This is a genomic window from Escherichia sp. MOD1-EC5495 (assembly GCF_002965965.1).
GTDB classification, from domain to species: Bacteria; Pseudomonadota; Gammaproteobacteria; order Enterobacterales; family Enterobacteriaceae; genus Escherichia; species Escherichia ruysiae.
Map to the genome: position 1 here is coordinate 61,111 of NZ_PTRI01000017.1, position 13,476 is coordinate 74,586.

Genomic DNA, 13,476 nt, shown 5'->3' on the forward strand with positions numbered 1-13,476 from the left:
CATCTTTTTCGGCCTACAAATCGCATCCGGCACTTATTGGCGGATGCGATGCTGACGTATCTTATCCACCCTACAAGTCATGAAGCGCAGGGTGGATAAGCGCAGCGCATCCGGCAGTTATGCCGCACGTTCATCCCGCACCGCCAGCACCTCTGGCAGATGAATCTCAATCCAGTCCGCCAGCGCAGCAACCTTTTCACTCACCTGCTCGCCCAGCGGCGTGAGGCTATATTCCACATGTGGCGGCACCACCGGATACGAGATACGGTTAAGAAACCCATCCTGTTCCAGCGCCTGTAACGACTGCGCAAGCATCTTTTCACTCACCCCGCCCATTTTACGGCGCAGGTCGCTAAAACGATGAGTGCCTTCGCGTAGCGCCACCAGAATCAATACTCCCCAACGGCTGGTGACGTGTTTCAGCACCTCGCGCGACGGGCACTGTTCAGCGAAGAGATTTCCCTCTTTCAGTTGTTGCGACAGACTAACCTGACTCATTTCACACTTACCTTTTTGTACGTACTTACTAAAAGTAAGTTTAGGTGGTAGCGTATTTAAACACAAGACAAAACGATGGAGACTTCCCATGATCGCTATTACCGGCGCAACCGGCCAACTTGGTCACTATGTTATTGAGTCCCTGGTGAAAACCGTCCCTGCCAGCCAAATAGTGGCTATCGCACGTAATCCGGCAAAAGCTCAGGCATTGAGCGCACAGGGTATTACCGTGCGTCAGGCTGACTACGGCAATGAAGCTGCACTGACATCTGCGCTACAGGGCGTGGAAAAACTACTGCTGATCTCTTCCAGCGAAGTAGGACAGCGTGCCCCGCAGCATCGTAATGTTATTAATGCCGCAAAGGCGGCTGGCGTGAAATTTATTGCGTACACCAGTCTGCTGCACGCGGATAAATCTCCGCTCGGCCTGGCTGCTGAGCATATCGAGACGGAGAAAATGCTGGCTAATTCTGGCATCGCTTATACCCTGCTGCGCAACGGCTGGTATACCGAGAACTACCTCGCCAGCGCCCCGGCAGCACTGGAGCACGGCGTATTTATCGGTGCGGCGGGCGATGGCAAAATTGCCTCAGCAACGCGGGTAGATTATGCAGCCGCTGCCGCGCGCGTGATTAGCGAAGCCGGTCACGAAGGCAAGGTTTACGAACTGGCGGGCGATAGTGCCTGGACGTTGACACAGTTAGCGGCAGAGCTGACCAAACAGAGCGGCAAGCCGGTTACCTACCAGAACCTGAGCGAAGCCGATTTCGCCACTGCGCTGAAAGGCGTTGGTCTTCCTGTCGGACTGGCGGACATGCTGGCTGATTCTGACGTTGGCGCATCGAAAGGTGGTCTGTTTGATGACAGCAAAACGCTGAGCAAATTGATTGGTCGCCCAACGACAACGTTAGCCGAAAGCGTAAGCAATCTTTTTAATGTTAATAACTAGTTAATTAAAGTGGCATCCTCCCGCATCCTCTCTGATAATGACGGGATGCCGGGAGCAACCATGTCTGCTTCCTGAACATTTCTTCTGACAGACCAGTGGATGCCAGTGATGATTAGCGGCGTGTTGTACGCCCTGCTAGCAGGGTTGATGTGGGGGCTTATTTTTGTCGGGCCGTTGATCTTGCCGGAATACCCGGCGATGTTGCAGTCGATGGGGCGTTATCTGGCGTTAGGATTAATTGCGCTACCCATTGCCTGGCTGGGGCGCGTGCGTCTGCGTCAGTTGGCGCGTCGCGATTGGTTTACCGCCTTGATGCTCACCATGATGGGCAACCTGATTTATTATTTTTGCCTTGCCAGTGCCATTCAACGTACCGGCGCGCCTGTTTCCACGATGATTATCGGCACCCTGCCGGTGGTTATTCCTGTCTTCGCCAATCTGCTTTATAGCCAGCGCGACGGCAAACTCGCATGGGGAAAACTCGCTCCGGCGCTGGTTTGTATTGGCATCGGCCTGGCGTGTGTGAATATTGCTGAGTTAAACCACGGACTCCCCAATTTTGACTGGGCACGTTATACCTCTGGCATCGTGCTGGCGTTAGTTTCCGTGGTCTGCTGGGCGTGGTATGCCCTACGCAACGCCCGCTGGCTGCGGGAAAACCCAGACAAACATCCAATGATGTGGGCGACGGCGCAGGCGCTGGTCACGCTGCCGGTTTCTCTCATCGGCTATCTCGTCGCCTGTTACTGGCTGAATATACAAACGCCGGACTTCTCCTTACCTTTTGGCCCCCGTCCGCTGGTGTTTATTAGTCTGATGGTTGCGATAGCCGTGCTTTGCTCATGGGTTGGCGCACTCTGCTGGAACGTCGCCAGCCAGCGATTACCGACAGTGATTCTCGGGCCGCTGATTGTTTTCGAAACGCTGGCAGGTTTGCTGTACACCTTTTTACTCCGCCAGCAAATGCCGCCGCTAATGACGCTGAGCGGTATCGCGCTGTTAGTGGTTGGTGTGGTCATTGCAGTCAGAGCAAAACCAGAAAAACCTTTAACCGAACCTGTCTCTGAAAGTTGACACCTTGCCAGTCTGTTAAATAAGCCTCTGCTACGTAAGGGTTATAGCTTTTGCCTTAAAGATGCATTTAAAATACATCTTATCTTATTAAGAATGAGGTATCAGCTATGGCTTATCGCGACCAACCTTTAGGTGAACTGGCGCTCTCTATTCCTCGCGCTTCGGCTCTGTTTCGTAAATATGATATGGATTACTGCTGCGGCGGTAAGCAGACGCTGGCGCGCGCGGCGGCACGTAAGGAGCTGGATGTTGACGCCATTGAAGCCGAACTGGCAAAGCTTGCTGAACAACCGATTGAGAAAGACTGGCGTAGCGCGCCGCTGGCGGAAATCATCGACCATATCATCGTGCGCTACCACGATCGTCACCGCGAGCAACTGCCGGAGCTGATTCTGCAAGCGACTAAAGTCGAGCGCGTTCACGCCGACAAACCGAGCGTGCCAAAAGGGCTGACAAAATACCTGACCATGCTGCATGAAGAGCTTTCCAGCCACATGATGAAAGAAGAGCAGATCCTCTTCCCGATGATCAAACAAGGCATGGGCAGCCAGGCAATGGGGCCAATCAGCGTAATGGAAAGCGAGCACGATGAAGCGGGCGAACTGCTGGAAGTGATCAAACACACTACCAATAACGTCACACCGCCGCCAGAAGCCTGCACCACCTGGAAAGCGATGTATAACGGTATCAATGAATTGATTGATGACCTGATGGATCACATTAGTCTGGAAAACAATGTACTGTTCCCGCGCGCGCTGGCGGGTGAGTGATCTAAAAGCTGGATGGCATTGCGCCATCCAGCTTGATAGTGCGGCTATTTCCGCAGTTCAGCAGCCCGCTTCTTACCAATAAACAGCCAGCCCAGCCCCAGTACAATAAACCACAACGGGGTAACCAGCAGCGCCTGGCGGGTGTCATCTTCCAGCGTCAGCAGCACGATGACGAATACAAAGAATGCCATACATACCCAGCACATCAGTTTGCCGAGCGGCATCTTGTAGATCGACTTCTCATGCAGGTGCGGACGTTGTTTGCGGTACACCAGGTACGAACAAAGGATAATCGTCCAGACGAACATAAACAGAATCGCGGAAACTGTAGTGATCATCGTGAACGCGCCAATCACGCTTGGATTCACATACAACATCACCACGCCGCCGAGCAGACAGATGCAGGAGAAGGTCAGCCCTTTCGCTGGTACTGCGCGTTTAGAGAGTTTAGCGAACGCTTTCGGCGCGACGCCTTCCTGTGCCAGACCAAACAACATACGGCTGGTAGAAAATACGCCACTGTTAGCAGAAGAAGCCGCAGAGGTCAGCACCACAAAGTTAATCACGCTTGCCGCCGCAGGCAGCCCCACCAGCACAAACAGTTCAACAAATGGGCTTTTCTCCGCGACCACAGAACTCCACGGCGTCACGGACATAATTACAATCAGCGCGAAGACGTAGAACATAATGATGCGGATCGGAATGGAGTTAATTGCGCGTGGCAGTGATTTCTCCGGATCTTTCGTTTCCGCAGCCGTTGTACCGACCAACTCAATCCCCACGAAAGCGAAAACCGCTATCTGGAATCCGGCAAAGAAGCCGCTTAAGCCTTTCGGGAACCAGCCGCCGTCATTCCACAAATGCGCGAACGACGCTTCCACACCGGTCGGAGACTGGAAGTGCATCATCACCATGATCAGACCAACGACAATCAGCGACACGATGGCGACGATTTTGATCATCGCAAACCAGAACTCCATCTCACCGAACATTTTCACAGTGGCGAGATTAAGAACCAGCAACAGAATGATCACCGACAGCGACGCCACCCAGTCGGAAAGCCCCGGGAACCAGAACTGCGCATAAGCGGTAATAGCGACAACATCCGCCATACCAGTAACTACCCAACAGAACCAATAAGTCCAGCCGGTGAAATATCCTGCCCACGGTCCCAATAAATCGGAAGCGAAGTCACTAAAAGATTTATATTCCAGATTCGAAAGCAGCAATTCCCCCATTGCCCGCATCACGAAAAAGAGCATAAAGCCGATGATCATATAAACAAAAATGATCGACGGCCCGGCAAGACTAATTGTTTTACCGGAACCCATAAACAACCCTGTACCTATGGCACCGCCAATGGCAATAAGCTGAATATGTCGGTTTGTGAGATTGCGCCGTAGCGACTGTTCAGCCGGAGCCTGATCATCGGCAACGACTTTTACCTGATCTACCATGTTTTTTTCTTCCTGTACCTGTCTGTGTTGTTCAGGCTCTGCGGCCTTTAGTCAGTCTATGATACGACGAATCTGTATCGGGACTCATCGATATTAGGTAACAATACGCGGGATGAATACTAAGATTTAGATCTAATGTTAATTTAATGTTTAAAGTGAGTGTCATATCACGGTGATAACGCGAAACAGCTCACAAAAATACACGCTTACGTGGTCTTTGCAACACAAAATAGCGTCGTTTGGCAAACTGAAGGGGTTATTGCTGAATGCCTGCTCCCCTCTGGCTCGAGGGGAACAGAATGCGCTGCTTAGAGGATTTCCAGCAGTTCGACTTCAAACACCAGGGTGCTGAACGGAGGGATGGACGCGCCTGCGCCACGCTCGCCATAAGCCAGTTCCTGCGGGATGGTCAGTTCCCATTTAGAACCCACCGGCATCAGAGTCAGTGCTTCAATCCAGCCTGGAATCACGCCGTTAACCGGGAATTCAGCCGGTTCACCACGGGCAACGGAGCTGTCAAATACAGTACCGTCGATCAGCTTACCGGTGTAATGAACGCGAACGCGGTCGGTGCGCGCAGGAATTGCGCCTTCGCCCTGATTGATCACGCGGAATTGCAGGCCAGATTCGGTGCTGTTCACGCCCTCTTTTTTGGCGTTTTCTTCGAGGTATTTCACACCTTCGGCAGCCATCGCCTGGAAACGCTGACGACGAACGGCATCAGCACGTTCGTGAATTTCACGCAGCGCGCGGTGCACCACATCAACCGGAACAGCCGGATGTTTACCTTCCAGCGCATCGGCAATGCCCGCAACCAGTGCTTCTGGCAGCAGCCCTTGCAGACCAGATTCACTCAGTTGTTGCCCTACCTGCAAACCAATACCGTAGCTTGCTTGCGCTTCGATGGTATCAAAAGTTGGAGTGGTCATCGTATTTCCTTTCTTCGGGTATAAAGTAGCGGCAGCATATCAGCCACACTTCCTTGGGTAAAACTTTGTCGCGGGAATGATGACAAATCACGGGGAAAAAGAAACAATAGCAATATCCCGTATGAATATAATAAAGGCGGGTTTACCACGGACATCATAGCGTTAGCTTATTCATAGGCTATGATTGAGGAACAAGACGCGGAGCAGGAGGAAACCATGCCCGGGCGCTTTGAACTAAAACCAACCCTGGAGAAAGTCTGGCACGCGCCGGACAATTTTCGCTTCATGGACCCGCTGCCGCCGATGCATCGTCGGGGGATCATTATTGCCGCCATTGTATTGGTGGTCGGTTTTCTGCTTCCGTCTGATGATACGCCCAACGCGCCGGTGGTGACGCGTGAAGCGCAGCTGGATATTCAGTCGCAATCACAACCGCCAACGGAAGAACAACTGCGGGCGCAATTAGTTACCCCACAAAATGATCCTGATCAGGTGGCTCCGGTCGCCCCTGAACCGATACAGGAAGGCCAGCCGGAAGATCAGCCACAAACTTCGCAAACGCAACCTTTCCAGCCAGATGGTGGAATTGATAATCAGTGGCGCTCTTATCGTGTCGAACCGGGTAAAACGATGGCGCAATTGTTCCGCGACCACGGACTACCCGCTACCGATGTCTATGCGATGGCGCAGGTAGAAGGCGCGGGCAAGCCGCTAAGTAATTTGCAAAATGGGCAATTGGTACAAATCCGCCAGAACGCCAGCGGCGTAGTGACGGGCTTAACCATTGATACGGGGAATAATCAACAGGTTCTGTTTACCCGCCAGCCAGATGGCAGTTTTATTCGTGCGCGGTAGATGAAGGGTCAACGAGAAGCCAGCTAAGGATCGTCTCTTTGATGACCTTACGTCTGGCTTCCAGCGCCTGCGGTGAAACCATACTGATGTGATAAACCAGGCCAAGCGTATGCTGGTTGATCAAATAATATCCCCCGAGCGCGGCAATATTAATATTCACCTGCAACGGGTCGATATCTGGCTTAAAAATATTGAGCCTCTTCCCTTCAGCCAACAAAGATTCCATTAACTGCAAGTGCGCATGGTTAATTTCTAAAAGACGCTGTGATTTTGCATAATGCACACCTTTACTCTGGTTTTCACTATGCACAATTTTTAAAAACCAGGGGTTAGCAATGTAATAATCCCAGGTAAAATCGATGATTTTTTCAATTGCTTTTTGTGGAGGAAGACCTGAAACATCCAGGGATTTTTCTTTTTGTCGAATATCGTTCCAGGTATATTCCAGCACTTCGATAAATAAATTTTCTTTATTACCAAAGTGGTGATAAACCGTCTGTTTACTGCACCCTGCGGCCTTAACAATATTATCGACTCTGGCTCCTTCGTAACCATATTCGGCAAATTCATTAACCGCACATAACAGCAGCTTTTCCTTCAGGCTCTGTACGTTGCTGGTATCAAGATACATAACGCTTCCCCACGACCTCTTCAAGATGACTATCTTAACCCGATTAATTAGAAGCTCCAGTAAAAAGGCTAAAAACTTGTACTTTCATCGGGTTATCAAATGTCCTGTGATCACTATCGCATATCAACCAACCAGATGGTTGATCTTTCTTGCCGCACGTCGCAAGCTAATCGTCACTTAGGGAAACAATATTCAAAAAGAGAGCTATTGTATGAAATCCACTCGTCCTGTTGCCGTCATCACTGGAGCCGCACGTGGCATTGGTAAGGGGTGTGCGCTGGAGCTTGCCCGTGGCGGATTTAATCTGTTGATTAACGATCGCCCCGATGCCGACAGCGTAGAAAAATTATATGCCACGCAACAGGAATGTATGGCAGAAGGCGTGGAAGTGATTTGCTTCCCTGCCGATGTTGGCGATCTCTCCCTGCATGAAGAGATGCTCGACGCGGCGCAAAATCAGTGGGAGCGTCTGGACTGCCTGCTCAATAACGCGGGCATTTCTGTGAAAAAACGCGGTGATCTCCTCGACCTCGAACCAGACAGTTTCGACCAAAACATTGCTATTAACACCCGCGCGCCGTTCTTCCTCGCACAGGCATTCAGTAAACGTCTGCTCGCACAGCCAAAACCAGAAACAGAATTCCCGCACCGCTCGATTATTTTTGTCAGCTCAATCAACGCCATCATGCTGGCGATGAATCGCGGCGAATATACCATCGCTAAAACCGCCGTTTCTGCCGCTGCTCGTCTGTTTGCCGCTCGCCTTTGCAACGAACAAATTGGCGTCTATGAAGTGCGCCCTGGTCTAATCAAAACCGATATGACTATTCCGGCAACGGCTTATTACGACGAACTGATCGCTAAGGGACTGGTGCCGTGGGGACGTTGGGGTTATCCGGCTGATATCGCCTCCACTGTCCGCGCGATGGCGGAAGGCAAACTGATTTACACCTGTGGTCAGGCCGTCGCCATCGACGGTGGCTTAAGTATGCCGCGTTTCTGAGGCTGAACCATGAGAGATCTGTTACAACGCCCGGATTTATTCAGCATCAATACCGCGACGCTGGGCTATAAAACCCCGCTACCCGCCATTATTGATGCCTGCGCCGCACGCGGTATAGGTGCGATCGCCCCCTGGCGCAGAGAGTTGCAGGGCGAAGATCTTCAGCAGATCGCCCGTCAGCTTGCCGCCAGTAACATGAGCGTTTCCGGTTTATGTCGTAGCACCTACTACACCGCGCCGACGCTGGCGGAACGCAAACTGGCGATTGATGATAACCGCCGGGCGCTGGACGACGCAGCGGTGCTGAACGCCGCCTGTTATATGCAGGTGGTTGGCGGCTTACCCCAGGGCACAAAAGATCTGTATGAAGCACGGGAACAGGTGAAACAAGGGATACGCCAGTTACTGCCACATTCGAAAGAAGTTGGCGTGCCGATTGCGCTGGAGCCACTGCACCCAATGACCGCCGCCGATCGCTCTTGTTTGTGCACGTTACGCCAGGCGCTGGACTGGTGTGATGAACTCGATCCCGATGGCGAATTTGGCCTCGGCGTGGCTGTGGATGTTTACCATGTCTGGTGGGATCCGGATCTGGCCAGCCAGATCCTGCGCGCCGGAAAACGTATTCTCGCGTTTCATGTTTCCGACTGGTTAGTGCCGACCACCGATCTGGTCAATGACCGGGGAATGCCGGGAGATGGCGTGATAAATATTCCGTCAATTCGTCGACTGGTTGAAAACGCCGGATTTAATGGCGCTATTGAACTGGAAATATTCTCACCGTACTGGTGGCAGAAAGATATTAACAGCACGCTGGATATTAGCGTCGATCGCATCGCGCATTATTGCTAAGGAATAATCATGAATGACCAACCCGTTCTGTTCAGCAGAGCGGCGGCTTCCTGCCGTCTGACGTTGAACCGTGAAGATAAATGTCATGCTATTAACGAAGAGATGATTGAATCTCTCGACCATTATTTAAATGAAATTGAAAACGACACCACATTACGATTAGTCGAATTAACGGCAACCGGCGATAAATTCTTTTGTGCGGGCGGTGATATTAAATCGTGGTCGGCCTATTCGCCATTAGATATGGGCAGAAAATGGATTAAACGCGGTAATGACGTTTTTAATCGTCTGCGCAATTTACCGCAATTAACGGTTGCGAATCTCAACGGTCATACCATCGGCGGCGGTATTGAACTCGCCTTGTGCTGCGATATTCGAATCGCTCGCCCCAGCGCGAAATTTTCTAACCCGGAAGTCATGCTCGGCATGGTGCCTGGCTGGATGGGCATTGAACGCGTGCTTAATCAGGTTGGTCCGGTGGTCGGTCGCCAGATGCTGATGCTGGGTAAACACCTGACGGCGCATGAAGCCCAGGCGGCGAATTTAATTGATGAAGTAGTAGAAAAAGAACAGGTGGAAAGCTGGATGGCGAACCAGTTAGCGCAGCTGGAAAAATGTGGTCCGGTGGCACTGGCGCATATTAAGCAGCTGATTCTGGCACTGGAAAATAAACACGCTGAATACCCACACCAGTTACTGGCTGGATTAATGTCCGCCACTCAGGATTGCCAGCAGGCGACGCAGGCATTTGCCGAAAAAAGTAGCGTGAGCTTCCATAATCAATAAGGAAATTGTATGCGTAAGATAACAACCGCCGAGGCACTGGCGGCGCAAATTCAGGATGGCGCAACCATTGCCATTAGCGGTAACGGCGGCGGTATGGTGGAAGCCGACCATATTTTGGCAGCTATTGAAGCGCGTTTCCTGCAAACCGGACATCCACGCGACCTGACGCTAATCCACTCGCTGGGCATTGGCGATCGCGACTGCAAAGGCACGAACCGCTTCGCTCATGCTGAAATGCTCAAACGCATTATTGCCGGACACTTTACCTGGTCGCCCAAAATGCAGGAACTGGTGAAGAACAATGCCATTGAAGCCTACTGCTTCCCAGGCGGTGTGATTCAGGCATTGCTGCGGGAAATTGGTGCCGGACGTCCGGGACTTTTTACCCACGTTGGCCTGGGATCATTTGTTGATCCACGCAATGGCGGCGGAAAGTCGAACGCTTGCACCACCGAGGATCTGGTAGAACTGATCGAAATTGATGGCGAAACCAAACTCCGCTATCGCCCTTTCAAAGTGGACTATGCCATTTTGCGGGGCACCTATGCCGATCCGCGTGGCAACGTCAGCCTCGAAGAAGAAGCGATTGATATGGATAGCTATTCGATGGCGCTGGCAGCACACAACAGCGGTGGCAAAGTGTTCGTACAGGTGCGCGATGTACTGGAAGCTGGCGCTATTGAACCACGTCGGGTCAAATTACCGGGGATTCTGGTTGATGGCATCGTTGAATACCGCGAACAACCGCAAACCTATCTTGGCGGTTACGACCTGACGATCAGCGGTCAACATCGCCGTCTGAGTTCTAACGGCGCTATTGAACTGGTTAGTCATCCGGTACGTCGCTTAATTGCCCGTCGGGCAGCGCGCGAGCTGGTGGCAGGCGCTTCAACCAACTTTGGCTTTGGTATCCCCGGCGGTATTCCTGGGGTTGCGCTGCGTGAAGGCGTTCCTTACCAAAGTTTATGGCTAAGCGTCGAGCAAGGCGTGCATAACGGTATGATGCTGGATGACGCGTTTTTCGGCTGCGCCCGTAACGCCGACGCCATTATCCCTTCGCTGGATCAATTCGAGTTCTACAGCGGCGGCGGCATCGACATTACGTTCCTCGGCATGGGCGAGATGGATCAACATGGTAACGTCAACGTCTCACATCTCAATGGCAATCTGATTGGCCCTGGCGGATTTCTCGAAATTGCGCAAAACGCCCGTAAGGTGGTGTTCTGCGGTACGTTCGACGCCAAAGGCAGCAAAATTGACGTAACACCAGATGGCTTGCATATCGCCCAGCCAGGTCAAATCCCCAAACTGGTTACTCAGGTGGAAAAAATCACCTTTAGCGCCGCCTACGCACAGCAAAGCGGTCAGGAAGTACTGTATATCACTGAACGTGCGGTATTCCAGTTAACGGCAGAAGGCGTTGAATTAATTGAAATCGCGCCGGGCGTAGAGATTGACCGCGACATTCTGCCGTATATGGCCTTCCGTCCAATTATCAACCAACCGCGCCTGATGGAAAGTAGCCTTTTTACGCCGATGGAGGACGCATGAGCCAGCCTGATGACGCCATCCTCGATGCGCTGACCCACGTCACCTTCCCGAAGGGTTTTGTGTCAACAGAGCCAACGTCAATTGTCACGGTGGACGGTGTTGACTACCCACTCTGGCAAACAGATGCTCTGGTCGTTGGTAGCGGCGCGGCAGGATTACGTGCGGCGGTTGAACTGAAACGTCGCCAGCAAAATGTGCTGATCGCCACCGCCGGGTTATACATGGGAACATCGGCCTGCTCCGGTTCCGATAAACAGACGCTGTTTACCGCCGCTACGGCGGGCAACGGCGACAACTTCACCAAACTTGCCGAAGCACTGGCGAGCGGCGGTGCGATGGATCACGACACGGCGTATGTTGAAGCAGTCGGTTCCCTGCATACCCTTGGCGGGCTGCAATATCTCGGTCTGGAATTACCGGAAGATCGCTATGGTGCAATTCTCCGTTATCAGACCGACCATGACGAAGCCGGACGCGCAACCTCCTGTGGGCCGCGCACTTCTCGTCTGATGGTGAAAGTATTGCTCGAAGAAGTGCAGCGTCTTTCCATCCCATTGTTAACCAGCGCGACAGTTATCAAACTGCTGCATCAACGCGGTGAGAATGGCGAAGATCGCGTGGCAGGAGCTATCCTCGCAACCGGTTCCCGCGCCCATAACCCGTGGGGACTGGCAATTGTTACTGCGCCCAATGTGGTACTGGCAACAGGCGGGCCGGGCGAGCTTTATCGCGACAGTGTTTATCCGCATAAATGCTTTGGCTCGCTGGGGCTGGCGCTGGAAGAAGGTCTGACGCTAACCAATCTGACCGAAAGCCAGTTTGGTATAGGCACGCCGCGCAGCACGTTTCCGTGGAATTTGTCCGGCACCTATGTGCAGGTGATCCCGTATATCTATTCCGTGGATGCCGAGGGCAACGAGTATAACTTCCTCGCGGATTACTATCGCACCACCCAGGAACTGGCTTCAAACATCTTCCGTAAAGGCTATCAGTGGCCGTTCCACGCCACGCGGGTGATGGGTTTTGGCTCAAGCCTGTTGGACATGGCGGTAGCGCAAGAGCAGCAATCAGGCCGCCAGGTTTTTATGGATTTCAAGCGAAATCCTGAAGCGGTGCCTGGTGATTTGCCCTTCTCATTAGATCGACTGGACGACGACGTTCGCGCATATCTGGAAAATAACGACGCTCTGGCGCCATCGCCTATCGAACGTCTGCAACGGATGAATCCATTGTCCATCTCACTGTATAAGATGCACGGTTACGATCTCACCACGCAGCCGTTGCAGTTTGCCATGAACAATCAGCATATGAATGGCGGCATTGAGGTTGATATCTGGGGGCAAACTTCTCTGCCCGGTTGTTTTGCGGTGGGAGAAGTCGCCGGAACTCACGGTGTTACCCGACCTGGCGGCGCGGCGCTGAATGCCGGACAGGTTTTTGCCGTGCGTCTGGCGCGTTTTATTGGCTGCACACAAAAGCGATCTGTTGAAGATGATGTCGCACAACTGGCATCTCCGGCACTAAATTCAATCAGAGAGATCATCACTCAGGCGCTGGCAAACGAAAATGGAATGGCGCTGGTAACGGTGAGGGAAAAAATCCAGGCACGAATGTCTGACTACGCTGGGTTTATTTGCCATGGCGATAAAGTCCGGCGCGCCACTCGCGATGCCCTGCTATTGAATGAATTTGTACAACGGCATGGTTTGGCTATCAAACACGTGGGCGAAGTTGCCGAATTGTTTATGTGGCGGCATATGGCGCTGACGTCTGCCGCCGTCTTAACACAATTAACGCATTTTATTGACGCAGGCGGCGGCAGTCGTGGGGCGCGGATGATTATTGATCCCCAGGGTGAATATCTACCGCAAACTCGCCAGGGGGCAAAAGAAGAATGGCGTTTTCGCTCTGAACAAGATGATGATAAAAATCACAAATTAACTATTCATTATTCACAAGACTCTTTTATTACTGAAGTGAAGTCGTTACGTGTGCTACCGCGTATTAATGGTATTTACTTTGAAAAAAACTGGCCAGATTTTCTAAAGGGAGAGATTTACACACAATAATTTTTAATATGTTCTCTGTACCTGATTTTTATTAACTATTATACGGAATTAC

Annotated in this window: 13 protein-coding genes; 9 read left to right on the top strand and 4 right to left on the bottom strand. The window is 52.0% G+C overall.

What is annotated here, in order from left to right; all coding sequences use genetic code 11:
• Positions 1–117: 117 nt before the first annotated feature.
• Positions 118–498, bottom strand: coding sequence for a winged helix-turn-helix transcriptional regulator (locus BEG40_RS14910; RefSeq protein WP_010355951.1), 381 nt, complete (start codon positions 496–498; stop codon positions 118–120).
• Positions 499–586: 88 nt separating this feature from the next.
• On the opposite strand from BEG40_RS14910, the gene qorB reads away from it, so the two are divergent.
• The 3 genes from qorB (at position 587) to ytfE (ending at position 3,291) form a co-directional block, all read left to right on the top strand.
• Positions 587–1,447, top strand: coding sequence for an NAD(P)H:quinone oxidoreductase (gene qorB, locus BEG40_RS14915; protein WP_105285660.1), 861 nt, complete (start codon positions 587–589; stop codon positions 1,445–1,447).
• Between the two features lie 108 nt (positions 1,448–1,555).
• A complete protein-coding gene (locus BEG40_RS14920) occupies positions 1,556–2,521 on the top strand; it encodes a DMT family transporter (RefSeq protein ID WP_105285661.1) in 966 nt (321 codons plus the stop codon).
• A gap of 107 nt (positions 2,522–2,628) precedes the next feature.
• Positions 2,629–3,291, top strand: a complete 663-nt coding sequence (gene ytfE, locus BEG40_RS14925) for an iron-sulfur cluster repair protein YtfE (RefSeq protein WP_105285662.1) — start codon at positions 2,629–2,631, stop codon at positions 3,289–3,291.
• A 44-nt stretch (positions 3,292–3,335) separates the two neighbouring features.
• On the opposite strand, the gene cycA is transcribed toward ytfE, so the two are convergent.
• Entirely contained in the window at positions 3,336–4,748 is a 1,413-nt protein-coding gene (cycA, locus tag BEG40_RS14930) for a D-serine/D-alanine/glycine transporter (protein ID WP_105285663.1), read from the bottom strand.
• A 308-nt stretch (positions 4,749–5,056) separates the two neighbouring features.
• Positions 5,057–5,677: a BamJ family beta-barrel-assembly machinery protein gene (gene bamJ, locus BEG40_RS14935; protein ID WP_000211237.1), complete on the bottom strand. Its 621-nt coding sequence runs from the start codon at positions 5,675–5,677 to the stop codon at positions 5,057–5,059.
• Between the two features lie 216 nt (positions 5,678–5,893).
• Between bamJ and ytfB the strand changes: the two genes are divergently transcribed.
• Positions 5,894–6,532: a cell division protein YtfB gene (gene ytfB / locus BEG40_RS14945; RefSeq protein WP_001119466.1), complete on the top strand. Its 639-nt coding sequence runs from the start codon at positions 5,894–5,896 to the stop codon at positions 6,530–6,532.
• Here the strand turns inward: ytfB and BEG40_RS14950 are convergent.
• Positions 6,516–7,163, bottom strand: coding sequence for a TetR/AcrR family transcriptional regulator (locus tag BEG40_RS14950; RefSeq protein WP_010348212.1), 648 nt, complete (start codon positions 7,161–7,163; stop codon positions 6,516–6,518). The two genes, ytfB and BEG40_RS14950, sit on opposite strands and share 17 nt — an antisense overlap.
• A gap of 211 nt (positions 7,164–7,374) precedes the next feature.
• Between BEG40_RS14950 and BEG40_RS14955 the strand changes: the two genes are divergently transcribed.
• From BEG40_RS14955 to BEG40_RS14975, 5 genes are read left to right on the top strand one after another with little or no spacing between them, the layout of a single operon-like run.
• Complete coding sequence (locus tag BEG40_RS14955; protein WP_105285664.1) at positions 7,375–8,166, top strand: 3-ketoacyl-ACP reductase; 792 nt, start codon at positions 7,375–7,377, stop codon at positions 8,164–8,166.
• Positions 8,167–8,175: 9 nt separating this feature from the next.
• Positions 8,176–9,018, top strand: a complete 843-nt coding sequence (locus tag BEG40_RS14960; protein ID WP_105285665.1) for a sugar phosphate isomerase/epimerase family protein — start codon at positions 8,176–8,178, stop codon at positions 9,016–9,018.
• A gap of 9 nt (positions 9,019–9,027) precedes the next feature.
• Positions 9,028–9,804 carry an enoyl-CoA hydratase/isomerase family protein gene (locus BEG40_RS14965; RefSeq protein ID WP_105285666.1) on the top strand — a complete coding sequence of 259 codons (777 nt, stop codon included), beginning with the start codon at positions 9,028–9,030 and terminating at the stop codon, positions 9,802–9,804.
• Between the two features lie 9 nt (positions 9,805–9,813).
• Positions 9,814–11,355 carry an acyl CoA:acetate/3-ketoacid CoA transferase gene (locus BEG40_RS14970; protein ID WP_105285667.1) on the top strand — a complete coding sequence of 514 codons (1,542 nt, stop codon included), beginning with the start codon at positions 9,814–9,816 and terminating at the stop codon, positions 11,353–11,355.
• Entirely contained in the window at positions 11,352–13,424 is a 2,073-nt protein-coding gene (locus tag BEG40_RS14975) for an FAD-dependent oxidoreductase (RefSeq protein WP_105285668.1), read from the top strand. Before BEG40_RS14970 ends, BEG40_RS14975 begins: the two co-directional genes overlap by 4 nt.
• Positions 13,425–13,476: the final 52 nt, after the last annotated feature.

Coding starts and splice junctions, on each gene's coding strand:
- BEG40_RS14910 (WP_010355951.1), bottom strand. CDS start 498: ATGAGTCAGGTTAGTCTGTCGCAACAACTGAAAGAGGGAAATCTCTTC.
- qorB (WP_105285660.1), top strand. CDS start 587: ATGATCGCTATTACCGGCGCAACCGGCCAACTTGGTCACTATGTTATT.
- BEG40_RS14920 (WP_105285661.1), top strand. CDS start 1,556: ATGATTAGCGGCGTGTTGTACGCCCTGCTAGCAGGGTTGATGTGGGGG.
- ytfE (WP_105285662.1), top strand. CDS start 2,629: ATGGCTTATCGCGACCAACCTTTAGGTGAACTGGCGCTCTCTATTCCT.
- cycA (WP_105285663.1), bottom strand. CDS start 4,748: ATGGTAGATCAGGTAAAAGTCGTTGCCGATGATCAGGCTCCGGCTGAA.
- bamJ (WP_000211237.1), bottom strand. CDS start 5,677: ATGACCACTCCAACTTTTGATACCATCGAAGCGCAAGCAAGCTACGGT.
- ytfB (WP_001119466.1), top strand. CDS start 5,894: ATGCCCGGGCGCTTTGAACTAAAACCAACCCTGGAGAAAGTCTGGCAC.
- BEG40_RS14950 (WP_010348212.1), bottom strand. CDS start 7,163: ATGTATCTTGATACCAGCAACGTACAGAGCCTGAAGGAAAAGCTGCTG.
- BEG40_RS14955 (WP_105285664.1), top strand. CDS start 7,375: ATGAAATCCACTCGTCCTGTTGCCGTCATCACTGGAGCCGCACGTGGC.
- BEG40_RS14960 (WP_105285665.1), top strand. CDS start 8,176: ATGAGAGATCTGTTACAACGCCCGGATTTATTCAGCATCAATACCGCG.
- BEG40_RS14965 (WP_105285666.1), top strand. CDS start 9,028: ATGAATGACCAACCCGTTCTGTTCAGCAGAGCGGCGGCTTCCTGCCGT.
- BEG40_RS14970 (WP_105285667.1), top strand. CDS start 9,814: ATGCGTAAGATAACAACCGCCGAGGCACTGGCGGCGCAAATTCAGGAT.
- BEG40_RS14975 (WP_105285668.1), top strand. CDS start 11,352: ATGAGCCAGCCTGATGACGCCATCCTCGATGCGCTGACCCACGTCACC.